This is a genomic window from Collinsella aerofaciens (assembly GCF_015561195.1).
Classification (GTDB): Bacteria; Actinomycetota; Coriobacteriia; order Coriobacteriales; family Coriobacteriaceae; genus Collinsella; species Collinsella aerofaciens_AC.
On the sequence record NZ_JADMSU010000002.1, the window covers coordinates 119,811 to 145,166 of the forward strand.

The following is a 25,356-nucleotide window of genomic DNA, read 5'->3' on the forward strand; positions in this document are numbered from 1 at the left end:
CATTGTCGCACGCCTTCCCCACCTAGTCATAGAAGAGACAAGGAGTGTCCCCAGCTGCCGGCAGAAAAGGAACGTCCCTAAGTGCCGATTGGTTGCGTTAGGAGTATCATCGTCTGCGCAAATAAGCGTGAACAAGCACATTAGAGATTGAGAGCGTATGGCTGATACCGCATCTAAGCACATTGACATGACCACCGGCTCGCTGTGGCGCAATATTCCCCTGTTCGCCTTCCCCGTGGCCGCCACGAGCATCTTGGAGCAGCTGTCGAACCTCATCGCCACGGTCATCATCGGTAACTTCTCGGGCGACCAGGGAACCCTCGCCATGGCGGCGGTCGGCTCCAATGTTCCGCTTACCAGTCTTATGCTCAACCTTTTTATTGGCATGTCGCTTGGCTCCAACGTGGTCATCGCCAACGCTATCGGCCGCAACGATCAGAACATGGTCAGCCGCGCCGTCCACACCTCGATTCTCATGGCGCTTGTGGGCTTTGTCGTCATCGCGCTGGGCGAGATCTTTGCCGAGCCCATGCTCGCCGCGCTCAACGTTCCCGCCGAAACCATGCCGCTCGCTTCGCTCTACCTGCGCGTCTTTTTGCTCAGCATGCCCTCGATCCTGCTCTACAACTTTGAGGCCGCGATCTTCCGCTCCGTCGGCATCACCCGCATGCCGCTGCAGGCGCTCGCCGTGTCCACCGTCCTCAACATTGGCCTGGACCTCATCTTTGTCCCCGTGCTCCACTGGGGCGTCGCGGGCGTCGCCATCGCCACCGCCATCGCCTACACCGTCAGCGCCGCCACACTCTTTATCCGCCTGCTCAAGACCGACTCCGTCGTCCGCGTCACCCCGCGCGACTTAGGCTTAGACCCCGTCGCCCTCAAGCGCATCGTCAAGATTGGCCTTCCCGCCGGCATCCAAAGCGCCGTCTTCGCCGTCGCCAACATCATCATCCAGTCCGCCATCAACAGCTTGGGCACCGAGGTCATGGCGGCATCGAGCGCCGCCATGAGCCTGGAGTACGTGTGCTACAACCTGCTCAACAGCTTTAGCCAGGCCTGCACCACCTTTGTGGGACAAAACCACGGCGCTCGCCAAATCGACCGCTGCACCAAAACACTCAAGGTCTGCCTGGTCGAAGGTGGCATCGTCGCGCTCACTACCATCGTTATCATCGTCGGTCTGGGGCGCGAGATCCTAGCGCTGTTTAATAGCGACCCCAACATCGTCTCGATCGGCTATATCCGCGTGTGCTCGATCTTCCCGGCCTACGCCTTTAGCATGTTCTACGAAAACATGTCCGGTTACCTACGCGGCTTTGGCATCTCGCTCATGCCTGCCCTCATCACCATGATCTGCGTCTGCGGCATTCGCTTCTATTGGGTATTCTGCGTGTTCCCGCACTTCCGTACCTTTGCGAACATCATGATGGTCTACCCCATCAGCCTAGGCACCACGGCATTCTTTATGGTCGTGGCGGTATTGCTCTGCCACCCGGCACGCACTTATCGCACCGCCCAAGTCAAAGCGACTGCCCGCTAAACACCGCACTCAACGTCACGCCAGTCATTAATTGACAATATGAGAGCTCATATAGTCGATAAAGCGCCTCGTGGCGATGGGCATGGTGTCCCAGCTGCGCCAGGCGGCCACCACGTCGCGCGAGGGGGCATGCACGATGGGCCGCACACAAATATCGGCTCGCATGCCCTCCACAGTACGACGGTAGAGCATGCTCACTCCTAGGCCCTCCTCCACCATCGCCATAATGGTGTAGTCGTCGGTCACCTCACTCGTCACGTGCGGCGACAGCCCATGCGCCGCGAATGCATCGAGCACCAGGCTCTGTTCGCCCTCATCCAGTAACACAAACGGTTCGGACGCCAGGTCGGCGAGTGTCACCTTTTCCTTTGCCGTCAGCGGATGCGCGGCCGGCAACAATGCTACCAACTCGTCGTGATAGACCACGCGCTTCTCGAGCCCCGCGGTAAATCCGCGCGCCGTAAAACAAAAATCAACCACGCCATCGTGTACCCATTGAGCGTTGCGCGTGTAATCGCCCTGCTTGAGGGTAAAGTGCACGCCCGGATGCAGAGCCCCAAAGTCGCGAATCACGCGCGGCAATACGGTGCGGCTCACGTTAGTAAACGTCGCGATTCGAATATCAGTCGAGGAGAGTCCCAGCAACTCCTGACGCTTGCCCTCAAGCTCGGCCTCGGCAGTTACGATTTGGCGCAGATACGGCAGGTACTGCTTGCCGTCGCGCGTAAGCGAGACACCTTGCTTACCGCGCTCGATAAGCGTGGTACCCAGCTCGCGCTCGAGCGCCTTGACGGCCTGGCTCACCGCACTTTGCGTATAGCCTAGCTCGTCGGCCGCGCCCTTCAGGCTGCCGCGATCGACCACCATACAAACAATCTGATACCGCGATGCCATCGTGCCTCCACATCAATGCAGCCGTAAAACGTTTTGCCAGGGCTTTTTCTACTAGCATTAGTATTTCTTAATCATACTGAAGATACATTCGCTTTACTACATCCATATCTGGGAGCAGAATCCTTTTTGCGAAACCGTTCTGTAACAAAAGGAGTCCCATGGATCGCAAAAAAGCAATCGCGCTCTCATTTTCCGTTCCCGTCGCATGGGGCTTTTCGTACCCCCTCATGAAGATCGGCATGGACAGCATGAACGCCACGAGCATCGTTGCGCTGCGCTGCATCATCGCCTTTGCAGCTTGCCTTGTGCTCTTTCACAAGCACGCGCTGCGCATCAACCGTGACCTGATGGTTCGCGCCGCCATCATCGGCGCCATCATGGCAACCGAGCTCACCTGCATGTGCCTGGGCTCCAGCCTCACCTCCGCCTCCACCGCTGGCTTTTTGCAGAGCCTGACGGTCGTGATCGTGCCGTTTGCCAACGCCGCCTTACTGCGTCGCGCCCCCGAGCGCAAGGTGCTCGTCGGCACCGCCATCGTCACCTGCGGTATGTTGCTGCTCTCGGGCGCCGACTTTACCAGCCTGAATCCCGGTGCGATCATCATGTTGCTCTCAGCCTTTGTCTATGCCGGCCACATCATTGTGGCGAAGCGCTTTGTCGAAGATGTCGACCCGCTGGCTCTGGGCGTTTGGCAGCTGGGCTTTGGCGGCCTGTTCTCGGGCATCGCCGCGTTCGTCTTTGGCGGTTTCACGCTTCCCGGCACGCCGGGCGAGGTCGTAGTCGTCGTTGCCCTCGCACTCATCTGCTCTGCCTATGGCTTTATCACCCAGACGCTCGTGCAGCCCCACGTGCCTGCCGAGACCACCGGCTTCGCCTTCTCGCTCGAGCCGGTCTGCTCTGCCGTCTTCTCGTTCTTCCTGGTCGGCGAGGTCCTGAGCCCCATCGCCTTCTTTGGCGCCGCCCTCATCCTCACCGGTGTCATGGTGGCAACCGTCGAGCTTCCTCGTCTTCGCGCACATGAACACGCTCGCATGGCAGGAGCGCCCGAGCGCGTCTCGTAGACCCCACTCTTCATGCAGCCGCGGCATAAAGGCAACCGGTGCGCCTTTACAATAGATGCCAACAGAGCATCTGCCGTAAAGGAGCCCCATGGACACCGCAACTCGCGACCGCAACATAGCAACTTGGTTGGGCGATGCGCCGCAGCCGATACGTGACACAACGAACCAGCTGCTCGAGCGCATCGCCCTTTTACGTGCCGAGCAAACCATCTACCCGGCACAAGACGACATCCTCAATGCCCTCGCCTATACGCCGGCCAACCAAGTCAAGGTTGTCATCTTGGGTCAAGACCCCTATCACGGACCCAACCAGGCAATGGGGCTGTCGTTCTCGGTCCCCGCGTCGCAAACCAAGTTGCCGCCGAGCCTGCGCAACATTTACAAGGAGCTCAATGCCGATCTAGGCTGCCCCATTCCCGCCACGGGAGACCTAACCCCATGGGCACAACAGGGCGTCCTGCTCCTCAACACCACGCTCACCGTGCGCGAGCATGCCGCCAACTCGCACGCCAAACTGGGCTGGAGCACGCTCACCGACTATGTTATCGAACGCTGCTGCCTGCTGCCCCAACCGGTCGTCTTTTTGGCATGGGGCCGCTTTGCCCAGCAGATGGTCGAGGGCAAGCTCGCCGCGACCGGGGCGGGCAGAAAAACCAGCAAGTTCTGCCTTGCGTCCACGCACCCCTCGCCGCTTTCGGCAAACCGCGCCACGGCAGAACTCCCCGCCTTTATGGGGTCGCGCCCCTTCTCCGCTGCCAATCGGCTACTCGAACAGCACGGCTCGACCCCCGTCAACTGGACTTGCCTCGGCTAAAAACCGATACATCAAAAACGCGCCCGACGGCTTTCCATCGGGCGCGTTTCCTATTCGGGCCAAATAAATTGTGTGCGGTCGGCCTCGCCGCCATCGATCAGCAGGCTCTGCCCGGTCATAAAACGGTTGGTCACGCCCACAAAGTAGATCCACTCGGCGATCTCTTGGGCGGTGGCCCAGCGCTTAAGCGGCGTAAGCTCCATAATCTGGTTCCACAGGTGCTCGTCTTCCATCACGCAACGGTTGAGCGGCGTGATAACGCCGCCCGGGTCCACACTGTTGGCGATGGCCTGCGGTGCCAGGCGGTTTGCAAGGTTCTTGGTGTAGGCGATAACGCCGCCCTTGCTGGCGGCATAGGCGGGAAACTCCGATCCCGTATGTCCGCTCGCCGACCCCACATTGACCACGGATTTGATAGCCGGCGCCGGCTTGGCGGCAAGCCCCTCCCCCACACAGGCGTAGCGCTCGGTCACGTTGATGGTGCCACACAGGTTGGCGGCGATGTCATCGGCCGAATCCTGCGTACCGGCAACGTTTACGATTACCTGGGGTTCAAGGTCGTCTGGAAACGAGTCCGGTTCGCGGACATCAACGATCAGATGGCGGTAGCGCTCGTGTTCGATCGCCGCCGGCTGCAGATCAAAGCCCACGACCTCGTGGCCCTCGTCCAAAAAGCGCTGCACGCATGCGGCTCCGATGCCGCCCGAAGCGCCCGTGATCAAAACCCGCATACTTGCTCCTTAGGCGGTTGCGTGGCGCTCGAGGTACTCGGCGCCCACATTCTCACGCTCCCAGCCACGCACGACCTTGTAGCCCACGGGGCTCAGGAAGACCTCGCACAGCAGCTCGGCAACAGCGCCGGTCAGCGAGCACATAAGGACCTGCACCCAGGTCCAACCAAAGAACGTGTGGCTCACCACAATGGCAAAGACCAGATTGTCGATAAACTGGCCAACACCCGTGGACACATAGGAGCGGAAGGCAAAGCTCGCAAAGTTATTCTTTTTGAGCATACGGCCAAGCGACTGGTTGAGCGTGGAGTTAACCACGGCAGAAACGAGCATTGCCAGCGAAGAGCCCAGCACCACGTACCAGGTGCCGCCGATGGTGGCGTTAAGGGCGGTGTTGACCTCGATCATGCCCGTGTCGTAGTAGGCGCCCCACATGCCGGGCGTGAGCGAGCATGCCCAAAAGCACAGGCTCACGGCCAGGTTGACCAGCAGCGCGAGGATAGAGATTTTGATGGATGCCTTGGCGCCAAAGCGCTTGCAGATCATGTCCTGGCACAAAAACGAAACCCAGCTCACCACAAAGCCGCAATCGAGTGCCAGATACGGCAGGCTGATAAGCTCTTTGTTGGCCAGCAGGTTCATCATGATGACGCTCACGAAAAACAGCGAAACCGTTGCCGCGGGAATGCTCCGCAACAGGACCTTGTAGTCCTCCATGACCTTCTTGATCATTATGTACTCCTTTGGTTTTAGGTTTAACGAGCAGGATATCGGACCCGAACTGCTCGGACGCCCCGGTCTTGAGACGACGGTGGGTATGATAGCCGCTCACACGGCATCAGGCAAGCAACCGGCGCGGCAGCCCCGCAGGGCCACCGCGCCGATGCGTTAGAAGGCTACGTTGCCAAACTCCGACAGGATAAGATCGGGGTTGTGATCGGTTGCCCAATCCACGTTCCACGGGCTCGTGAACAGTAGCAGCTTACCACCGCGCATGTCCTCGACGCGCAGCGTGTCACGCGTGAGCGAAAGGCCCGGGATATCGATGGTATCGGGGTCGTTCTGAATCCAGCGGATGTCCGTATAGGGCAGCGGCTGGCGACGAACCTCAACACGATACTCGGCCTTGAGGCGGCGCTCGAGCACCTCAAACTGCAGTACGCCGACCACGCCCACGGTGACGCTCTCCATGCCGGCACCCAGCTCGCGGAAGATCTGGATGGCACCCTCCTGGGCAAGCTCCTCCATACCCTTGACGAACTGCTTGCGCTTGAGCGTGTCGACCTGCGTAATGCGGGCGAACATCTCGGGGGCAAACGTCGGGATCTGCGGATACTGCACATGGCGCTTGCCCGAGCACACGGTGTCACCGATGCTAAAGATACCCGGATCGAACAGGCCCACGATATCGCCCGCGTACGCCTCGTCCACGATGGCGCGGTCATCGGCCATCATCGACGTGCCCGTAGCAAGCTTGAGCTTGCGGTTGCCCTGCACGTGGAAGGCGTCCATGCCACGCTCGAACTTGCCCGAGCAAATGCGCACAAAGGCGATGCGGTCGCGGTGGTTCTTGTCCATATTGGCCTGGATCTTAAACACAAAGCCGCTAAAGTCATCGCGGCAGGGATCGACCGGTTCGCTGGTGAGCGTATCGGTATAGGCGCGCGGCGTCGGGGCCAGACGCAGAAACTCCTTAAGGAAGGGCTCCACGCCAAAGTTGGTGAGCGCCGAGCCAAAGAACGCCGGGCTCAGCTTGCCGCAGGCCACGGCATCCAAGTCGAGCTCATCGCCGGCGCCATCGAGCAGCTCGATGTCGTCCATCAGGTTCTTATGGTTCTCCTCGCCAATAAGCTCGTCCATGGCGGGATCGCCCAACTCGGCCTCGACCTCGGCGACCTTCTTGGTGGCGTTGGCGTGACCGTCGCCCTCAAAGGCAATGACGCGACGGGTCTGACGGTCGAACACGCCGCGGAAGTTGCGGCCGCTGCCGATCGGCCAGTTCATGGGATACGTATTGATTCCCAGGACATTCTCGATCTCTTCCATAAGCTCAAAGGGGTCGCGAGCCTCGTGGTCGAGCTTGTTCACAAAGGTGAAGATGGGAATGTGGCGCAGCGTACAGACCTTAAAGAGCTTTTTGGTCTGGGCCTCGACGCCCTTAGCGCCGTCGATGACCATGACTGCGGCGTCGGCGGCCATAAGGGTACGGTAGGTATCCTCCGAGAAGTCCTGGTGGCCGGGGGTATCGAGGATGTTGACGCAGGCGCCATTATAGGTGAACTGCAGCACCGAGGAGGTAACGGAAATGCCGCGCTCCTTCTCGATGTCCATCCAGTCCGAGACGGCGTGCTTGGCCGAGCTCTTGCCCTTGACCGAACCGGCAGTCTGGATGCTGCCGGTATAGAGCAGCAGCTTCTCGGTAAGCGTGGTCTTACCGGCGTCCGGGTGGCTGATGATCGCGAATGTGCGGCGCGACGAGATTTCATCCGACAGGCTTGCCATGCGGATCCTTTCTTGCATTGAGTGCATTACGTCGATGTAACCGCACTATTGTAGCCGTGAAATCCCGCTCTAGGGCGTCTATCAGGACAAATTCATCAGTCAGGGCCCGGGCAGCTGGCCCAATCCGAATTTGTCTCTTGCATAACTGTGCATAGTGTATATATACTGTGCTTACCGGTTATATACACGTGTAGCCCATCAGCTAAGGAGCCGCTGTGGACATCATCCTATCCAATTCGAGCGACAAGCCCATCTACGAGCAAATAGCCTCGCAAGTCAAAGCTCAGATCCTTTCGGGCACGCTCGCGGCGGGAGCCAAACTCCCCAGCATCCGTGCACTCGCGAGCGATCTTGGCGTGAGTGTCATCACCACCAAGCGCGCCTACGCCGACCTGGAGCAACTCGGCTTTATCTGCACCGTGCAGGGCAAGGGCTGTTTTGTCGCCGAGGGCAACCAGGAGCTCTTGCGCGAAAACCAGCTCTGCCATATCGAAGAGCTGCTTGCGAAAGCGGCGAGCCAAGCCGAAGCCTTGGGCGTCACGCGCGACAAGCTGCACGAGATGCTCGACCTCGTAGCCCCCGAAACCATGCAGTAGCCATCTGCAAGAAAGGCTATACCATGCAAAATTTGCTAGAACTCAAAGGTGTATCGCGCCGCGTGAGCGACCGTTTTTCGTTGCGCGACGTCACGCTTGCCGTGGAGCCCGGCCAAATTGTCGGCTTTGTGGGAGCAAACGGTGCCGGCAAGACGACGACCATTCGCGCCGCGCTTGGGCTTATAAAGCTCGATGCCGGCGAGGTGCACCTGTTTGGGCAGCGCTGCGGCGCCGACGTGCCCGATGAGACGCAGCGCCACCTGCGCTCCCGCATCGGGCTTGTCCTGGACACGTGTCCCTTCCCCTCCACGCTCAAGGTGAGCCAGGTCGAGAGGCTCGTAGGCCCGGCGTACCCCACGTGGAGCTGCGAAACGTTCGCCGGATTCATCGACCGATTTGGCCTCGATCCCAAGACGAAGGTCAAGGACCTCTCCCGCGGCATGGGCATGAAGCTGCAGCTCGCCTGCGCGCTCAGCCACAATGCCAAGCTGCTCGTTTTGGACGAAGCCACTGCGGGCCTCGATCCCATGGCACGCGAAGAGCTGCTTGACGAGCTGCTCGCCTTTGTTTCCGACGGCCAGCGCAGCGTGCTGCTCTCGAGTCATATTACGTCCGACCTCGATCGCGCTGCCGACCGCGTCATCTGCATCGATAACGGCTCGATTGTGTTTGACCTGCCGCGCGAGGACATTACCGACCGAGCCGGCATCGCCCACTGCACCCAAGCACAAGCGTCCGAGCTCATGGCGTGCGTCGAAGGCGCCCGCGCCGCCCACCACGCCTATAGCGTGGACGTGCTTGTGCCCAACCGTCGCGACGTGCTCGAAGCCTTCCCCGAGATTCCCTGCGATCGGGCAACCATTGATGACTATCTTTGCCTCATGCTGAAAGGGGCTTCGAAATGAAACGCGCCTTTATGTCCGAGCTCGCCATCGTTCGCTCGCTTGTCCCGAGCATCGCGGGCGTCGGCCTGTTCATCTTCGTCGTACTGACCCTCGCCAACGCACCGGACGGTGACTCTGGCATGAGTGCCGGCGCCTGCGCGGTCAGTGCCATGTCACCCATCATGGTCATGAGCTCGCTGGCCGGCTTCGACAATCAAAACGGATGGGAGCGTTATCGGGCAACACTGCCCCTCTCGCGCAAAGACATCATCTGCGCACGCTACCTGTGCATCGTTGTCTTCTCGGCTGTCATGGCGTGCGCCGCCGCGCTTCTGAGCATCGTCTCTATCCCGCTCTTCAACAGCGTGGGTATCCCCTCGACGGGACAGACCGTCTTTGAGACCGCAATCGCTTCGACCGCGTCCATGCTCATTTCCCTCATGATGGTGTTTCTGGCACAGCCGCTGTTCTTTCGATTTGGACACATGGAGGCGCTGCGCCTTTCCGTCGGCCTGTTTGCCCTGCTCGGATGCCTTGCCATGGCCACACTGAGCTCCTCCAACCCCATCAGCAACTGGCTCATGTCGATTGCTGGGGCGAATCCCGATCCCGCCGTCCTCGGCTGCCTGTGCGCAGGAATTGCCGTACTGGCCCTCGCGCTATGTGCACTTAGCTGCATCGTCAGCACCAAGGTCTATCGGGCACGCGACCTGTAGGCAAGCGCGGTATCATCGGGCATGCGCCGCAGATCTGGCGCGGTCTTTTATGAGGAGGCGCTCAACCCGTGTCGTGGGTTACAGCAGCATTTGCATCAGCTTTCTTTGCCGGCATCACATCCATTTTGGCCAAATGCGGCATCAGGCACACCGACTCCGACGTTGCAACCGCCATCCGTACTTGCGTGGTGCTCGTATTTGCCTGGGCAATGGCGGGCATTTCTGGATCCATCGGAGCAATCGGCGCCATTCCCGCCAAAGCCTGGCTATTCCTCACCCTCTCGGGACTCGCCACCGGCGCCTCGTGGATCTGTTACTTTAAGGCGCTCAGCATCGGAGACGTCAACAAGGTTGTACCCGTCGACAAGATGAGCACCGTGCTCGCCGTGCTGATCGCCATAGTGCTTTTTGGTGAGACAGGCAACCTGGCGGTCAAGCTCGTGGGAACCGCAGTTATCACGCTCGGCACGTTTTTGATGATCGAGAAAAAGCAGTCCGTCGGCGCAGAGCAAAAGCAAGACCGAGCCTGGCTCGCTTACGCCCTCGGCGCCGCCGCGTTCGCGGCACTCACCTCCGTCCTCGCCAAGATCGGCATCGAAGGTGTCGAGTCAAACCTGGCCACGGCAATCCGCACCTGTGTGGTACTTGTTATGGCATGGGCAATCGTGGCTGCCAAGGGAAAGCTGGAGCAGGTCGCGCGCATTGACCCGCGCGAACTCGCATTTCTCGCGGCATCGGGCATTGCGACCGGCGCGTCGTGGCTGCTGTACTACCACGCCATCGCTGCAGGCCAGGTGAGCGTCGTCGTGCAAATCGACAAACTATCGATTGTCGTATCGGTGCTGTTCGCACGACTGGCCTTCAACGAAAAGCTGTCGCATCGAAGCGTCATCGGCCTTTTCCTCATCGTGCTGGGCACCGCAGCGCTCGCGATTTGGAAGTAGCGTCGGTGCCAGGCGAGATTCAGTCCACCCGCAAATCCGTGACACAGCGCCCACACCGGGCTTGAGATGTTTGTATTGCCCGCGCGCTACCGTGCTACTTGCGCAGGGGCTTGGGCAGCGGAATGCCTGCCGCAATGACCGCGGCGATGATCATACAGACGATACCCTTGAGCGGGAAGCACATGAGCAGCAGACCCACGACCATGACCGGCTGACGCATGACGACACCCATCGTCGATGCCGTGCAGACGGCGACGCAAAAGACCGGATCTGTGCCAGTGAGGATGGCAAGGCCGTAGCCCAGGCTCACGCCCGAGAAGATAACCGGGAAGAAATGGCCGCCACGCCAGCCCATGTTGATGAGGGCGGGCGTCAGCATGGCCTTAACAAGACCGGTCGCGATAAGCACGCCGGCGGGAATGGTGAGGTAGGTCTCCATAAGTACATCGGCTTGGGTCTCACCGGCAAACATGGTGTAGGGCAGGACCGTTCCGCAGATGGCGAGCGCCAGGCCGGCTAGCATTGCCTTGACGACAGGGCGCTCCCCTATGGCATGGGCAAGCGCTTCACTCGCGTGCTCAGAGACAAAGTACAGCCAGCCGCAGATTGTTCCGATCAGCGACAGAGGGATGAGCCAGGTAAGCTCCAGGTTGCCCACCTCGGCGGACTCGAACCTGGGCATGCCCATGCCGCCGCCCATGAGCTGGCCGAGCAGCAGGTAGGTACCCAGACCGCCGGCAATCGCGATGCCGTAGACCACGGTCTTTTGCGCCTTGGGCAGCTTGATGGTGATCTCGTCGGACGCGGAGTCCTCGCCAGCGCCCTGGCCGTCGGCGCTACCGGCGAGCGGCGCCACAAAGCCAAACACGGGCGCGGTAAAGAGCGCCGTCAGGGCAGCCTGGGTGCCCAACAGCGTGAGCTCCCTAAACTCGGCGCCAAAGCGACGCATGCGGTCGCCGACCCAGCTGCACAGACCCGCGATAACGCCGGTCAGGCCGGCCTCCGGTCCAATACTTCCGCCAAACAGCAGCGGCAGCAATGCCGCGAGTGAAAGCTTGCCCAGGTTGTCGTACGGGTAGCGACCGTCTTGCTTAACCTTGGCCATCACCTGGTTGAGGTCATCGGTCTTGGTGCCCGTCATCTTTTCGTACAGACCGATCAGCAGGCCGCCCAGCAGGCAGACGAAAAACGGGTACGGCAAAAAACCAAACGGACCGCTCGCGAGCTCGGGCGAAGCGACACCCAGCATATGCGGAATCTCGGTCCATAGATAGTCGATACCGTGCTCCATCGCAAAAAAGAACAGCCAGACCGCGGCGCCTGCGAACGCACCGGTCACGGCAACGCTCACTAAAAACAGCGCACGGTTTTTGGGTTTTGCAAGACTATTCATCGGGTCCTCCCGCGGTCAAAATCGACAAGGATACGTTTTATTGTAGGGCGAGCGTTGCCCGAACGAGCCAACCATCTGCGCCGCAAACGGCACCATTGGGAGTCATAGTGGGGCAGGCTCAAGACTTATCCGTTGATAATCGACGCGATCTCGTGCAGGTCATCGGCAAAGTAGATGCCCTGTTGGCGCTGCGGACTCGATAGCCCCTTATCAATCATATGCTCGAGCAGCGACTTAAGATCGTTGTAGTAACCGTCCAGGTTATACAGGATGCACGGCGCGCTCAGATGCCCCAGCGACACGGCCGACATGACCTCGGCAATCTCCTCGAGCGTGCCCGTACCGCCCGGGAAGGCGATGAACGCGTCGCCGAGCTCGATCATCTTGGCCTTACGCTCGGCCATGTCGCTCGTCACGATGAGGTCGTCGATGCCATCGTGCTGAAACTCGGCCTCGATAAAAAAGCTCGGCTCCACGCCCGTCACGTGTCCACCGGCATCGAGTACGCTATCGGCGAGCGCACCCATCAGGCCCGATTTGGACCCGCCGTATACCAGCGCGTGCCCGTTGGAGCCAATCCAGTTGCCCAGCTCTTGCACCGCAGGCAAAAATGCTGGGTCGTTACCAACGCTGGCGCCCAGGTATACCGTGATATTCATATTTAGTCCCCCTCATCGTGACGCGCGGCGCCCGTTCTAGCGTTGGCGTCGGCGATATTCGCGCACACGGCGCGATAGGTCGGCAAGCTCGTCACGATCGAGCTCTTCCAAATGCTCAAGATCGTCCATAAAGCGCGCCATGGTGTCCTTTTGGCGCATCTTGATGAGCGTATTGCAGTAGTTCACCGCCACGCCCGTGAGCATGGCGATGTAGAAGATGCTGATGACGCTCAAAACGACAGTGATAGCGCGGGCAACCGGCGTCTCGGCCGGGATATCGCCAAAGCCGATGGTCGATACGGTCTCAAAGCTAAACCAGAGGCCGTCGCCAAACGTAAGGGTCGTGGGCTCGGACAGCCAGACGGCCGTCGAGCACAGCAGATAGAAGACGAGAAACAGGCCCGTGATGCGTGCAAAGCCAGCCTGGCGCAACACGTCGGCAAGCGTCCTCAACTTGTTCATCGCGACCCCTTTTCCAGACGCCCAATCACATTCGCTCGTTATTGTCCCACACCCGGCAGAAAGGAACTGTCCCCAACTGCCGGGAGTGACCGTTTAGCGGTGCGGCGGCTGAATGGGCAGGCTGAGCTGGTATCCTTATGCGAAACTGTCTCAACTCGATAGGATTTCATGTGAAACCTTCCGCTGTCTTTCGCTTGGCTCTATATCGCACCCTGGCCGTCGCGCTTGCCGCGCTCGCCATACTGAGCGCCGTCATGCCCGCCCCCGCCTTTGCCGCCGACTCCGACCAGCAGGTCAAGACGGTCCGCGTTGGCTGGCTCGTCAACAACAAAGGCTTCCAGGAAGGCATGCCGGGCGAGCGACTCTCGGGGTGGGGCTACGAGTACCTCCAGACCCTCTCGTATTACACAAAGGGCTGGCAATACGAATACGTTAGCGGCACCTTCTCCGAGCTTATGGACATGCTCGAAGCAGGCGAAATCGACCTCATGCCCAACATCTCGTATTCGGCAGAACGCGAGCAGAAGCTGCTCTTTTCCTCGAACCCCGAGGGCACCGAGCGCTACTACATCTACGCCAGGCCCGACCGCGACGATCTGGCCAAGGGTGACCCCCAGGCGCTCCAAGGCCTCACCATCGGCTGCAACTCTGGCGTTATGCAAACTATCGTCGGCCAGCAGTGGCTCGCCGACGAAGGCGTCACCTGCACCTATAAAGAAATCGACACCGGCAGTGCCCTCTTTGAGGCGCTTGCAGACGGCGAGGTCGACGCCGTCATCATGAACGATACCATTTCGTCGCCCGATGCGTCACCCATGTTCTACGTAGGCTCGAGCGACTACTATTTTGCCGTTCCCAAAAGCCGCCCCGATCTGATGAACGACATCAACGCCGCCATGACGACCATCGCCCGCGATAACCCGCGCTATAACGAGGAAGTCAAATCGAGTTACTCGACCCAAAACAGTGGCTCGTCATCGCTCACCGGCCCCGAGACCACCTGGCTCAAAGCAAACGGCAATACCATCACGCTCGGCTATCTTAAAAACCAACTTCCCTACTGCACGCAAAATGACGACGGCGAGATGGAAGGATCGCTCGCCTCGCTTGCAACGACGTTGCACGACAAGTTTGGCATTACGGTCAAAACAATCGCACTCTCGAACAACAAGCAAATGATCAAAGCCTTTCCAACGGAACCATCGATGTCGCCCTGCCATTGTTTCGCGACTACTGGCTCGCCGAGCAGACAGGGGTCATCCAGTCAAACTCGATGGGAACGGTTTCGCTGACCGCCATTCACAGTGGCAAAAACCTGAACAGCGACCTTAAGAACATCGCTTGTACAAAGAGCACAATCGTTAACCGTTTTGAGCTCGAAAGTCTCTTCCCGAACGCAACAGTAACCGAGTACTCGAATGACGGCGAGGTGCTCAAAGCCCTCAATGAGGGGAAGGCACGTTGCATCATTGTCCCCAGCACGCGCCTGGAAACTCTCCGCGACACCTACGACATCGAGGATTTCGAAACACAGGAACTCACCAACACGGCGCAGCTATCGTGTTTAATTTCGCGCGGCAAGCCCGAGCTGCTGGGAATCATCAATAAGGGCATCGTCAATGCAGGTGAATCGCTCTCTGCAAACAGCTATTTCCCCACATCGTACTCGGCGCAAGAATCGGACACGTTCCAGTTTTTCTATCGCAACCGCACCGCCATTGCGACTGTTATCATCTGCATCTTGCTCACCAGCATCGCCATCCTTGTCTGGTCGCTTTACCGCGCACAGGAGGAACGGCAGAAAGCTGATGCCGCCAACACCGCCAAAACCGCTTTCCTCACGCGCATGAGCCACGACATCCGCACGCCGCTCAACGGTATCCTGGGCCTTATCGAAATTGAGGAATTGAGAGAAGGCGACATGCAGGTCGCCCGCGAAAGCCGCGCCAAGGCGCGCGTTGCCGCCAATCACCTGCTGTCACTGATTAACGACATCCTCGAGATGGGCAGGATCGAGGAGTGCAAAGTGACACTCGAGCACGAATCATTCAACCTTAAAGAGCTGTGCGACAATGCGCTCGTACTGTGCAAGCTCCGCGCATCGGACCGCGGCATAACCATGCTCGACACCAGCGAGCCCTACGCTGTCGATCAATATATGATCGGCAGCCCCACCCATATTCGGCAGATCCTTGTCAACCTGCTCGACAACAGCATCAAGTACAACAAGCACGGAGGCACCGTCACGTTCTCATCGACCATCAAACCGGTCGACGACGAGCACGCCGTGTTTTGCTTTAGCGTCTCGGATACCGGCATTGGTATGACATCCGAGTTTTTGGCACACATTTACGAGCCGTTTGCCCAGGAAGGCGACGATGCGCGCAGCAAGTTCCAAGGAACCGGCATTGGCATGTCTATCGTCAAATCGCTCATCGATATGATGGGCGGCACGATTGAGATTTCGAGTGAGGTTGGCGTGGGGAGTACGTTTAATGTCCATATTCCGCTCGAGATCGACAAGAACCCTCAGGCAAAAGAACGTACGGACGAGCAGGCATACAGTTGCTCGCTTGCAGACATGAACGTTCTTTTGGCAGAAGATAACGAGCTCAATGCCGAGATTGCCCAGGCTCTGCTCGAACGCGAGGGCATCGTCGTAACTCGCGCCTCCGACGGCAACGAAGCGGTCGACCTATACGTTGGCCGCCCCGCGGGTAGCTTCGATGCGATTCTAATGGACATCATGATGCCGGGCATGGACGGCTACGAGGCAACCCGCGCGATCCGCCTGAGCGAAAAGGCCGATGCGGCCGACATCCCCATCATCGCGCTCACCGCCAACGCCTTTGCCGAAGACGCCAAGGCGGCACACGACGCCGGCATGAACGCCCATCTGCCCAAACCGCTCGACTTTAACAAGCTCAAAAACATACTCGCCTGTATCAAGAAAAACGGGGCTGTTTCGCTATAGTTTGTGCTCAACCACTATGCGCAGTAGAAAGGAAGCCAACGATGTTTAGGCCCTTACGTCGAAAGAAACGCGCCATCACCGACGAGGAAGCGCGCGAACTGCTCGCTACCTGCAAGCGCGGGGTCTTTGCCGTCAACGGCGATGATGGCTACCCGTACGCCATTCCCGTCAACTACTTCTTTGACGCCGAGCACGACAAGATTTATTTCCATGGCGCCAAGGCTGGCCACAAGGTCGATTCACTCAGGCATGATGATAAAGTCTGCTTTACCGTTTACGGCAACGAGTGGTACAAGGACGGCGACTGGGCTCCCTACGTTATGAGTACCGTTGTCTTTGGTCGTTGTCGCCTGGTAGATGAAGCGCCCGCGTTTATCGAGGACAAAGTCCGTCAGCTCGCGCTTAAGTACTACCCTTCTGTCGAAGAAGTCGAGGAGGAGATCGCCAAAGACATTAAGGGCGTCCAACTCTACGAGATTTCGATTGAGCATCTCTGCGGTAAGCAGATTCACGAAAAGTAGCGAATGCGGAAAACGCGCTCGCTACCCTCTGCGCCCCATGCGCCCACGCATTTTGACGGCGTGGGCGCATGGGACAGCACTCGAATCGAGCGCCCCCTATACCCCAAAAACGTAGCGGTCCAGGCGGTCACACGCTTCCCTTACGCGCGAAAGCGGCAGCGCCAGATTCACGCGAATGTGGCAGGGTCCGTGGAACGGACGGCCGTCCTGATACCCCACGCCCACGCGCGCCCCCTCGTCGAGCAACCACTGAATATCGCGGCCATGCTCGCGGCACCACTCGGTGCAGTCCAGAAACACCATGTACGTGCCCTGCGGACGCGAATAGCCCACGCCCTCAAAATGCTCGTCCACGTAATTGCAGAAGTACTCGATATTGCCGGCAAGCACCTGGTTGAGCTCGTCCACCCACTCATAGCCTTGCGGCTGGTAGGCACCGATAAGCGCATGCATGGAGAGGACGTTCATCTCGTTGTAGTGAGTCTTGTCGGACACGGCGCACACGCGGTCGCGCAGCGTCTCGTTGTAGATAATGTGATAGCTGCCGACCAGGCCCGCTAGGTTAAACGTCTTGCTGGGTGCATAGAGGGCAACCGTGCGCATGCGGGCATCCTCGCTCACCGACTGCGTCGGGATATGCTTGTGACCCGGCAGGATGATATCGGACCAAATCTCATCCGAGATCACCACGCAATCGTGCTGGCGATAGATGTCCATGGCGCGCTCGATCTCGTCGCGCTCCCATACGCGGCCGCAGGGGTTGTGCGGCGAGCAGAACACCGCGGCATGGATATGGTTTTGGGCGAGCTTGCGCTCCATGTCCTCAAAGTCCATACGCCACACGCCTTGGTCGTCGAGCTTAAGCGAGCTGTGGACAATGCGATAGCCCGCGGCTTCGATAGACTTGGTAAAGCCGATGTAGGTGGGGCTGTGGACCAGCACCGCATCGCCGGGCTGGACATACGCGCGCAGCGTCGACACGACACCGCCCAGCACGCCGTTTTCGTAGCCGATATGCTCCGGCGCCAAGCCCTCAACGCCGTTGCGACGGCTCTGCCATTCGATGATGCGGTCGAAGTACTCGGGGCGCGGATTGAAATAGCCAAACATGGGATGCTGGACACGCTGAATGATGTGCTCCTGGACCGTGGGCACCGTGGCAAAATTCATGTCGGCCACCCACATGGGAATGCGGTCGAAGCCCTCGTCGGGTGCGTTCGGAGCCATACCGGGGATCTCGCCCCAGGAGTCAACGGCGATGGAGTCCATGCCGTGGCGGTCGATTAACGAGCTAAAGTCGTATTTCATGCTGAGCTCCCGTGCGAAGTAGACTGTTTCGATAGGCGTTATTGTCCACCAGCGTGGACGGTTTTTGCATGAGGTTTGGCGTTGTTTTTGACGGATACGGACGGATGGCAGATTAGTCTTGAGCGTCGTTGATGGCGGTTACCACCAACCTGGCTCCGTCGACCGTAAATGATATGTCGAACCCGGCGTAAGCCAAGTGGTAAACGCGGTTTGGCTCGTGCTTACTGCCTGCGCGGCGCGGGTCTTGGCGTAGGACCTCGACCAGGCCGGGGAGCTTTATGGGCGGGACCATATCCTGCAGCGTCTGCGGGAACTCTACGTCGAGCTCTTGCCACGGCGCGTCTTCAATCCAGCCGCCTGTCGCATCCAGGTGACAATCTGCAAACGGAATGTAGGGCTTAATGTCGTAGATGGGCGTGCCGTCGCGCAGATCGGCCCCCAGCACATGGATGATGGGGCCGTCGTCGGTGAGCTCGACGCAATCGAGCTTGACGCAGGTAAGACCGATGGGATTAGGGCGAAACGGACTGCGCGTGGCAAACACGCCCACACGCTCGGCTCCGCCCAGACGCGGCGGGCGCACGGTTTTCGACCACTTGGCATTGGTGCCGGACCTGTCCTGCGTCTTGGCATCGGTAGCTATGTCCTTAGCCGTGCCGCCGGGCGTTCCGTTTTCGAAGCGCCACAACAGCCATAGGTGAGAAAAGGAGTCCAGGCCCTCAACCGCTGCGTTGGAGGCAAATTCCGGCTCAAAGACGATGCGTCCCAGCAGATGAGACGCCAAAAAGCTGTTGCGCGGAATGCCGAACTTTTGCGGCAGGTCGGTATGTATGTGTGCAATAGGTTTCATGTCGGTCATTGTACGGCATGGAGGTGTGAGGCATTGCGCGCAATTCTTCGCCGCGGTCCCCGTCGTGCAACCAACGGTTGCTTGGAAGGGCGCCTACTGCCGCGTATGCTTAAGCCATCAACCAGCAGAAAGGAGCCGTTATGGCCTTCGCAGAAAAGCTCATCGCTGTCCGTCGCGCCCATCACCTTACCCAAGAGCAGCTCGCCGCCAAGCTCTTCGTCACACGCCAAGCCGTCAGCCGTTGGGAACGCGGCGAGGTCACACCGGGCATCGACATGATGAAGCTCATTGCCTCCGTAACCGGAGAGCCGCTGCCCCACCTGCTCGAAATGCCCGAGCACTATTGCCAAAGCTGCGGCATGATACTCACGCCCGACGACTGCGGCACCGATGCTCACGGCGCAACGACCGACCATTACTGCAAGTGGTGCTACGACCACGGCAAGTACACCTACGAGACCACGATGGAGGCCATGATTGAGGATTGCGCCCCGCGCCTGGCACAAAACACCGGTATGTCGCTCGACGAAGCCGTCTCGCTCATGGGCGCCGTGCTGCCGCAATTGGAGCGCTGGCGCACCGTGCAGGAAAACGAGGAGCGCTACGGTGCCGAGGCGCGGGCGCGCTATGGCGACGAGGCCGTCGATGCAGCAAACGAGGCACTGCTGGACATGGACCCCGAGACATGGAACGACATGAAGGAACTTGAACGCGCTATTCTGGGCCAGCTCTCGATCGCCATGGGCGACGGCGAACCGGATGGAAGCGAGGCGCGCAAGCTTGTCGCAATGCACCGTCGATGGATTGGCCTTAACTGGGGACACGAACCCCAAGACGAAGCATACCTGGGCCTCGCCCACGGCTATCTTGCCGATCAGCGCTTTATCGACTACTACGACAAGCCCTGCGGCACCGGAGCCACGGCGTTTCTGGTCCATGCCATCGAGTCGTCACTGGCCCGCGCATAGACCGCGGCGGCTTTGGGTATTTCAATTGAAACCTCAACCGATTGGAGACCCATGGCTACTGATCACGAGCTCGTGCTCTACGTTATGACCGGCTGCCCGTATTGCATAAAGGTCAAGCACTTTTTGGCCGATAACGGCGTGACCATTCCCGAGCGCAATATCTCGACCGATTCCGATGCCGAGCAGACGCTCATCACCGTCGGCGGAAAGCGCCAGGTTCCTTGCTTATTCATTGACGGAAAGCCGCTCTACGAATCGAGCGACATCATCGCGTGGGCACAAAAGAACCTGCTCTAGCACGCGCACCCCGTCCGTCCAAGGCTCCACCCCATACGGCCCAAACAAGTACGCCAGCATCCAAAGTCGACATTTTTCGACATCTTTGGATGCTGGTGTACAGCTTTTTGCAACATAGTCGTTGGGAACATAGTCATCGGGGACGTTCTTAAATAGCTAGTCGTTAAAGAACGTCCCCGATGACTAGCTAGCCGTGGAAACAGGCTATGGGCGCGAGTGACTGTTCGCGAAAGACACGATCAACGGCGGCGCGGTATTCGTCGACCTTTTTGGTCTTGCGTACGAGCTTGTGAACGGTAGCGGGGTCGGCGAAAGCGCACTTGGCGTAGAACCACCACTCCTTCATGCGAAAGACCGCGTTGCCACCAATCTCTTCTGCATAGGCCGCGAATAGCGCGTCGTGGAAACGCTGCAGTTCGGCTGCCGTGGCAGCAGGACCGCCGTTGACCATACGAGCCAGAGCGGGGTTCGCGAGCAGGCCACGCCCCAGCATCACATGGCGCGTGCCGGGATAGGCCTCCACCAGCGCGTCCATATCCTCAAGATCAAAAATGTCGCCGTTGTATGCCACCGGAAACGGCGCACGTTCCAGCGTCTCGCCGTAAAACTCCTTGCGCGGCGAGCCCGTATAGCGGTCCTTTTGCACGCGCGGATGCACGATCAGCTCTGCCAGCGGCATGCGGCAATACAGATCGAGCACACGCTCATACTCGTCATCGCGCTCCAACCCCAGCCTGGTTTTTACCGATACCGGTAACGGTGAGCGCTCGCACACATCGCCCAAGAACACCTCGAGCTCGTCGAGATTACGCAAGAAACCCGAGCCCTTGCCCTTGGCAACAACCGTTCCCGAGGGACAACCCAGGTTGAGATTGACCTCGCGGTAGCCCATGTCGGCGAGCACGTGCGCCGCCCACACAAACTCATCCGCATTCTTGGACATGAGCTGGGGCACCACGTTGAGCCCCTGGTTATTGACAGGGTCGACCTCTTTAAACGCCTTGCCACCAAAACGGTTGCCAACCCGCGGCGGCGGCAAAAACGGCGTGTAATAGCAGTCGAGCGCGCCAAAGCACTCCGCATGCACGCGACGGAACACATGCCCGGTAATCCCCTCCATAGGGGCAAGCGATAGAATCATCAACATCTACTCTCAAATCAATGTGGCAAAGGGACTGCCCCTTTGTCACATGCATTATGCCTTGTCCTCGAGGCGGCCCACAAGGCGGAGGCGGTTACTTGACGCCAACCAGCCCTCCAACCATCCCTGTGCAACGAAGGTGAACGGTGTCCACGAACAGCAAGTAGGGCCGCCCCGCAGCAGCTCCCCCACTCATCTATACTCAAGAGCGTGTGCGCATCGCCCCCGAAAAACGATGAGAGTCGAGGCCCCCATGCATCAGCTCACCGAACGTGAAAAGAAACGCATTCAGCGGTACTGTGCGTACCCCAAGATCGCAGCGACCGCACTCGTCATGTCGTTCGTAGCATGTCTGCTCATGCTGCCGCTCCAAATGATCAACGATATCGCGTTCCACCAAAAGGAATTCCAACCCGCGGGCATATATACCGCCATCGCACTCACCGTAATCGAACTCGTCGTCTTTTGCTATTGCGCTCTTGCGCCGCGCTTTGGAATGCAGGGCAAACAGTGGAAGGAGCTGCAGAGCAGGCTTGCGGTAGCCCAAACCAACAAAGACCGCTCCGCGGAGGTCGCCGGCGTGCTCGCCACGCAAGCTGCCGGCCGCCTGCTCAAGAACAGTGATAACGATCTCGCGCGCAACCTGGGCGGCGCCGCGGAGGTCGCCGGCGCCGTAGGGGCAGTTGCCACCGCGGCAGACGTGCTAGCCGAGACCTCGAGCAATGCCGAGGCCATGGCAAACGCATACGGCGTGACGATTCCAAGCGTCAAGAAGCAGGCCATAGCTCTCGCAGTGGTGCCCGCCATTGTGCTGCTTGGCGTCTACATCCCGCAGTTTGTCCAGGGAAATAACGAGCTTCAGGCGAGAAAGGCTGCAGTCGCCGAGCAGCTCGCCATCGCGCAAGATGCCCTGGAGCCCGTGTGTGAACGCGTCGCGGCAGACGACCCATACGAGTCGTATCACGACTACGGCTACCGCATTATCGGCTATCTGCGCGACAATGACCTTGGCGCTCAAGCAGCCTATGTCTACCTTTCTTTTGATGCAGACGGCATGCTCACGGACGTCGATTACACCAGTCAGGTCAACCCCGAGGAAAGCCTTGCAGACAACCTCGCTCGCGCCGAGCAGGACATCGCGACGCTCTGCGCCCCGCTCAACGGGTTGGACATTTCCGTTGCCACACCGGGCCTCCTCACGCCATGCAGCCTGTCGGATGATTTTAAACAGACATTTTTAGCCGGATCCCTATATAAAGAAATCAGCATCAAGACGGAGGACGAATCTATCAAGTCGTACTACACCTTTGACACCGAAGCCGCAGAAGATTTCGACGAATACACCCATCCGGAAATTAGGCTCATGCTCTCTGCAAAAAAGAACTAAAGGCTTACGCTCTAATTGCCGCTCGCGAACATCGTCTATATCTCGAGGTCTAATACTTTTCCCGAGAAGTGAACGACTGTTTTTGGACCCCCGAAGCATTGGCATTTTTAGGCATCAAAACCGCAGGATTCGACTGCAAAACCGCAGGAAATTGCTCGCCAAAAGTGTCGATGCTTCGGGGGTCTATTTTGACTCGTTCACTTCTCGGGAAAAGCATTAGACCTCGATTTACAAGCCACTCAATGTGACAAAGGGGCTGTCCCTTTGTCACATTCGATGAAAAAGGGCACCGACGTTAGTCGATGCCCCAAAGCGGCTGCAGGTTAAGCCCTACAGCGTATGTCTAAGACGAATCGGACTATTCGTCCCAGGAGAGGTTCTTACCAGTCTTTTTGGCCAGCAGCAAGAACAGGCCGATAATAACGTTGCATGCGATGCAGAAGATGAAGACGCCCTGGAAGGAGCCGACAAGCTCATAGACCTTCATCATAACGGGCATGCCAAAGGCGCCGACGATATAGCCCACGGAGCAGATCAGCGCGAAGATGCGACCGAAATCGCGGGAGCCAAAGACATCCATAACCAAAACGGTCAGGGCAGTGCCAGCGATGACGTACATTACGTCGTTCACGCCTGCTGCGAAGATGCTGAGCGTCGAGTTGCCGCTGCTCATCATGAGCATGACAAAGGAGAGGATGGAGACAGCGAGCCAGCCCAGAATGGCCTTCGTGCTGCCGAACTTATCGCAAGTGGTGCCGACGATCGGATTGAGGAACAGATCGAAGAGCGATGCAGCGGATACCATGAAGCCGCCCACCATGGGGCTAAAACCAACCTCGGAAGCATACGTCGGGAAGAGCTGGTTCATGCAGCAAGTGAGCTGAACGAGGCAGAGGAAGCCGATGCAGAAGAAGAAGGCAGGCGACTTAATGGCGCGCGCATAGCTAACGCCACGCGTGCTATCCTCGGTCGTCTCCTCGGTCTCGGCGACCGTCTCGCCCTCGACGTAGCCATAGGGCAGCATGCCCTTGTCCTGAGGCTTATAGCGGATAATCAGGACGGAAGCGGGGAGAATGAGCACGGCGGAGACGCCAGCGAGCACCAGATAACCAGTCCTCCAGCCAGCGGCCTCGATGACAGAGGTGATGACGGGGCTCATGATGAGCATGTAAATCGAGTTCACTGCCCAAGCAAGACCAATTGCCAGGCCACCAGATTTTTTGAACCACTGGTCAATAACGTCGGACATGGCGACGCCGGTGGTGAAGGCGAAGCAAATGCCAATCAGGGCGCCAGCGGCGATGAACATCCAAACTTCGGTGTAGAAAGCCATGCCTGCGCCGGCGGCGAGCAGAATAAGCTCGACGACGGGGAGCCAAACCTTGCCAACAACCTTGGGGATGAGTTTTCCGACAAACGGAAGCGCCGCCGCAAGACCGATGAGCGTCGCGGTGAAGTAATACGAGAAGATTGAATAGTCAAACCCGAACTCCTCGCACACGGGCGCGACGAAGGAGCCGGCGATTACGCTATAGGATCCGGTCGTACCAGCAGACATGAGGCCAAGCGCGATTACGAGAACCCATGCGTAGACCTTGCTGCTCTTTAACTTTGCATTTTCCATTGATACAACTCCTAGAGACCTAGAAGGGCACACATAACGGCCTTGATGGTGTGCTGACGGTTCTCTGCCTCACGGAAGATGACCGAAGCGTTGGCCTCAAAGCACTCGTCGGCAATCTCGAAACCCTCGGTGATGATCTCGCGATGGAGGTCGTTCTTGCACTGGTCGAGGAGCATCTTGCCAACACGGTGATCTGCGTTGTGGACAGAAGGAAGCTCATGCATGCAGAAGATGTCGGGATTGTTGGTGCGCTTGCACAGCTCGCTGGTGACGCGATAGGGGTACAGAGACTCGGCATCGCCCAGCCAGGAGTTGTAGTCGTCGGGATCCAGAACCTCTTCGCCGCACTCGGGGTTGATGTAGCGCCACTCCTCGGTAACGATAACGTCAACGCCATCCAAGGCATCGAGGTCAGAGGTGATGGTAAAGGTCCTATTGGGAGCGTACTTGGCGTAGCAGGCCTCCACCTCTTCGACCATTTCCTTGCACATCTGATGACGGAGGTCGTCGGGACCGATGGCGAGGAAGTCCATGTCGAGCATCGCGCACAGACGGCCATACCACACCGGGGCGCCGGCGCAGTTGCCAACGAAAGCCATCTTCTTGCCGCGGCTCGTACGCAGACCGCCCCATTGCTCTTCCATCGTAAGAGCGTCAGCGAGCATCTGAGTCGGGTGATCGCCGAGAGTAAGGGCATTGATGACCGGGATGTCAACCAGGTCGGCGACGTCATAGAGGAACTGCTCGTCCTTCTGTGCGCGGTAGACGATGAGATCATACATGCCGTTGAAGACGCGCATGGCATCCTTGACGGTCTCGCAGTCACCCATGTGGGAGTTGGTCAGATAAGTGAAGCCCATGCCCAAATCGTTGCAGGAGGTCTCGAATGCGCAACGAGTACGGGTCGAGCCCCACTCAAAGTTGGCGAGGACGTTTTTGCCGGGGAAGTAGCGCTGGTCGACACCAGACTTCTTCTGAGCCTTAAGGTTCCAGGCAAGATCGATGAGATAGCGGAAATCCTCGGAGGAGAGATCATGGATGTTGATGTAGTCGCGACCGCGGAGGCTGTTGTTCATGTCTATTTTCCTTT

25 protein-coding genes are annotated in these 25,356 nt (G+C 58.8%); 13 read left to right on the forward strand and 12 right to left on the reverse strand.

The features are described 5' to 3' along the window. The first annotated feature begins 157 nt into the window (after positions 1-157). Positions 158-1,540 (forward strand): MATE family efflux transporter, encoded by a 1,383-nt coding sequence (locus tag I2H81_RS02775; RefSeq protein ID WP_195644462.1) that lies wholly within the window; start codon positions 158-160, stop codon positions 1,538-1,540. 27 nt (positions 1,541-1,567) lie between these two features. Here the strand turns inward: I2H81_RS02775 and I2H81_RS02780 are convergent, their stop codons facing one another. Further along, positions 1,568-2,434, reverse strand: coding sequence for a LysR family transcriptional regulator (locus tag I2H81_RS02780; protein WP_195625364.1), 867 nt, complete (start codon positions 2,432-2,434; stop codon positions 1,568-1,570). Between the two features lie 158 nt (positions 2,435-2,592). Here I2H81_RS02780 and I2H81_RS02785 point away from each other — a divergent pair, with 158 nt between their 5' ends. Together I2H81_RS02785 and I2H81_RS02790 are read left to right on the forward strand one after the other, a co-directional pair. Further along, on the forward strand, positions 2,593-3,495 hold the full coding sequence (locus I2H81_RS02785; protein ID WP_195644463.1) for a DMT family transporter: 903 nt from the start codon (positions 2,593-2,595) through the stop codon (positions 3,493-3,495). An 88-nt stretch (positions 3,496-3,583) separates the two neighbouring features. Next, on the forward strand, positions 3,584-4,309 hold the full coding sequence (locus I2H81_RS02790) for a uracil-DNA glycosylase (protein WP_195644464.1): 726 nt from the start codon (positions 3,584-3,586) through the stop codon (positions 4,307-4,309). Between the two features lie 50 nt (positions 4,310-4,359). On the opposite strand, the gene I2H81_RS02795 is transcribed toward I2H81_RS02790, so the two are convergent. The 3 genes from I2H81_RS02795 to I2H81_RS02805 form a co-directional block, all read right to left on the reverse strand. Next, positions 4,360-5,040, reverse strand: a complete 681-nt coding sequence (locus I2H81_RS02795; RefSeq protein WP_195644465.1) for an SDR family NAD(P)-dependent oxidoreductase — start codon at positions 5,038-5,040, stop codon at positions 4,360-4,362. A 9-nt stretch (positions 5,041-5,049) separates the two neighbouring features. Then, positions 5,050-5,772 carry a VUT family protein gene (locus tag I2H81_RS02800; protein ID WP_226812554.1) on the reverse strand — a complete coding sequence of 241 codons (723 nt, stop codon included), beginning with the start codon at positions 5,770-5,772 and terminating at the stop codon, positions 5,050-5,052. A gap of 156 nt (positions 5,773-5,928) precedes the next feature. Further along, entirely contained in the window at positions 5,929-7,542 is a 1,614-nt protein-coding gene (locus I2H81_RS02805) for a peptide chain release factor 3 (RefSeq protein ID WP_195644466.1), read from the reverse strand. A 215-nt stretch (positions 7,543-7,757) separates the two neighbouring features. Here I2H81_RS02805 and I2H81_RS02810 point away from each other — a divergent pair, with 215 nt between their 5' ends. The 4 genes from I2H81_RS02810 to I2H81_RS10565 all read left to right on the forward strand — a co-directional run bounded on the left by I2H81_RS02810 (position 7,758) and on the right by I2H81_RS10565 (position 10,682). Then, entirely contained in the window at positions 7,758-8,138 is a 381-nt protein-coding gene (locus tag I2H81_RS02810; protein ID WP_055252216.1) for a GntR family transcriptional regulator, read from the forward strand. Between the two features lie 23 nt (positions 8,139-8,161). Next, positions 8,162-9,043, forward strand: coding sequence for an ABC transporter ATP-binding protein (locus I2H81_RS02815; RefSeq protein ID WP_195644467.1), 882 nt, complete (start codon positions 8,162-8,164; stop codon positions 9,041-9,043). Continuing rightward, the gene (locus tag I2H81_RS02820) at positions 9,040-9,738 is read left to right on the forward strand and encodes an ABC-2 transporter permease (protein WP_195644468.1); all 699 of its coding nucleotides are present in this window, start codon (positions 9,040-9,042) and stop codon (positions 9,736-9,738) included. The genes I2H81_RS02815 and I2H81_RS02820 overlap by 4 nt, the downstream gene beginning before the upstream one ends. 68 nt (positions 9,739-9,806) lie before the next feature. Continuing rightward, positions 9,807-10,682, forward strand: a complete 876-nt coding sequence (locus tag I2H81_RS10565) for an EamA family transporter (protein WP_195644469.1) — start codon at positions 9,807-9,809, stop codon at positions 10,680-10,682. Positions 10,683-10,776: 94 nt separating this feature from the next. Here the strand turns inward: I2H81_RS10565 and I2H81_RS02830 are convergent, their stop codons facing one another. The 3 genes from I2H81_RS02830 to I2H81_RS02840 all read right to left on the reverse strand — a co-directional run bounded on the left by I2H81_RS02830 (position 10,777) and on the right by I2H81_RS02840 (position 13,196). Then, positions 10,777-12,075 carry a chloride channel protein gene (locus tag I2H81_RS02830; protein ID WP_195644470.1) on the reverse strand — a complete coding sequence of 433 codons (1,299 nt, stop codon included), beginning with the start codon at positions 12,073-12,075 and terminating at the stop codon, positions 10,777-10,779. A gap of 125 nt (positions 12,076-12,200) precedes the next feature. Next, a complete protein-coding gene (locus I2H81_RS02835; protein WP_195644471.1) occupies positions 12,201-12,734 on the reverse strand; it encodes an LOG family protein in 534 nt (177 codons plus the stop codon). Positions 12,735-12,770: 36 nt separating this feature from the next. Next, positions 12,771-13,196, reverse strand: a complete 426-nt coding sequence (locus tag I2H81_RS02840; protein WP_055252221.1) for a potassium channel family protein — start codon at positions 13,194-13,196, stop codon at positions 12,771-12,773. Positions 13,197-13,366: 170 nt separating this feature from the next. Here I2H81_RS02840 and I2H81_RS02845 point away from each other — a divergent pair, with 170 nt between their 5' ends. From I2H81_RS02845 to I2H81_RS02855, 3 genes are read left to right on the forward strand one after another with little or no spacing between them, the layout of a single operon-like run. Beyond that, positions 13,367-14,488: a substrate-binding periplasmic protein gene (locus I2H81_RS02845; RefSeq protein ID WP_195644472.1), complete on the forward strand. Its 1,122-nt coding sequence runs from the start codon at positions 13,367-13,369 to the stop codon at positions 14,486-14,488. Next, positions 14,470-16,170 (forward strand): ATP-binding protein, encoded by a 1,701-nt coding sequence (locus I2H81_RS02850; RefSeq protein WP_195644473.1) that lies wholly within the window; start codon positions 14,470-14,472, stop codon positions 16,168-16,170. Before I2H81_RS02845 ends, I2H81_RS02850 begins: the two co-directional genes overlap by 19 nt. A 41-nt stretch (positions 16,171-16,211) precedes the next feature. After that, positions 16,212-16,691, forward strand: a complete 480-nt coding sequence (locus I2H81_RS02855) for a pyridoxamine 5'-phosphate oxidase family protein (protein ID WP_124786444.1) — start codon at positions 16,212-16,214, stop codon at positions 16,689-16,691. 96 nt (positions 16,692-16,787) lie between these two features. On the opposite strand, the gene I2H81_RS02860 is transcribed toward I2H81_RS02855, so the two are convergent. Both I2H81_RS02860 and I2H81_RS02865 read right to left on the reverse strand, forming a co-directional pair. Continuing rightward, complete coding sequence (locus tag I2H81_RS02860) at positions 16,788-17,999, reverse strand: MalY/PatB family protein (RefSeq protein WP_195644474.1); 1,212 nt, start codon at positions 17,997-17,999, stop codon at positions 16,788-16,790. Positions 18,000-18,111: 112 nt separating this feature from the next. Continuing rightward, positions 18,112-18,849 (reverse strand): SAM-dependent methyltransferase, encoded by a 738-nt coding sequence (locus tag I2H81_RS02865; protein WP_229108033.1) that lies wholly within the window; start codon positions 18,847-18,849, stop codon positions 18,112-18,114. A 140-nt stretch (positions 18,850-18,989) separates the two neighbouring features. Here I2H81_RS02865 and I2H81_RS02870 point away from each other — a divergent pair, with 140 nt between their 5' ends. Then, a complete protein-coding gene (locus tag I2H81_RS02870) occupies positions 18,990-19,817 on the forward strand; it encodes a TipAS antibiotic-recognition domain-containing protein (protein ID WP_195644476.1) in 828 nt (275 codons plus the stop codon). A 51-nt stretch (positions 19,818-19,868) separates the two neighbouring features. After that, positions 19,869-20,114: a glutaredoxin family protein gene (locus tag I2H81_RS02875; protein WP_195644477.1), complete on the forward strand. Its 246-nt coding sequence runs from the start codon at positions 19,869-19,871 to the stop codon at positions 20,112-20,114. Positions 20,115-20,301: 187 nt separating this feature from the next. Here the strand turns inward: I2H81_RS02875 and I2H81_RS02880 are convergent, their stop codons facing one another. After that, positions 20,302-21,255 (reverse strand): tRNA dihydrouridine synthase, encoded by a 954-nt coding sequence (locus tag I2H81_RS02880; RefSeq protein WP_117757317.1) that lies wholly within the window; start codon positions 21,253-21,255, stop codon positions 20,302-20,304. 253 nt (positions 21,256-21,508) lie between these two features. Here I2H81_RS02880 and I2H81_RS02885 point away from each other — a divergent pair, with 253 nt between their 5' ends. Further along, positions 21,509-22,642 carry a hypothetical protein gene (locus I2H81_RS02885; RefSeq protein ID WP_117757263.1) on the forward strand — a complete coding sequence of 378 codons (1,134 nt, stop codon included), beginning with the start codon at positions 21,509-21,511 and terminating at the stop codon, positions 22,640-22,642. A gap of 358 nt (positions 22,643-23,000) precedes the next feature. Here the strand turns inward: I2H81_RS02885 and I2H81_RS02890 are convergent, their stop codons facing one another. Next, the gene (locus I2H81_RS02890) at positions 23,001-24,266 is read right to left on the reverse strand and encodes an MFS transporter (protein ID WP_117757262.1); all 1,266 of its coding nucleotides are present in this window, start codon (positions 24,264-24,266) and stop codon (positions 23,001-23,003) included. Positions 24,267-24,277: 11 nt separating this feature from the next. Further along, positions 24,278-25,342, reverse strand: a complete 1,065-nt coding sequence (locus I2H81_RS02895; protein WP_117757261.1) for an ornithine carbamoyltransferase — start codon at positions 25,340-25,342, stop codon at positions 24,278-24,280. Positions 25,343-25,356 lie beyond the last annotated feature (14 nt).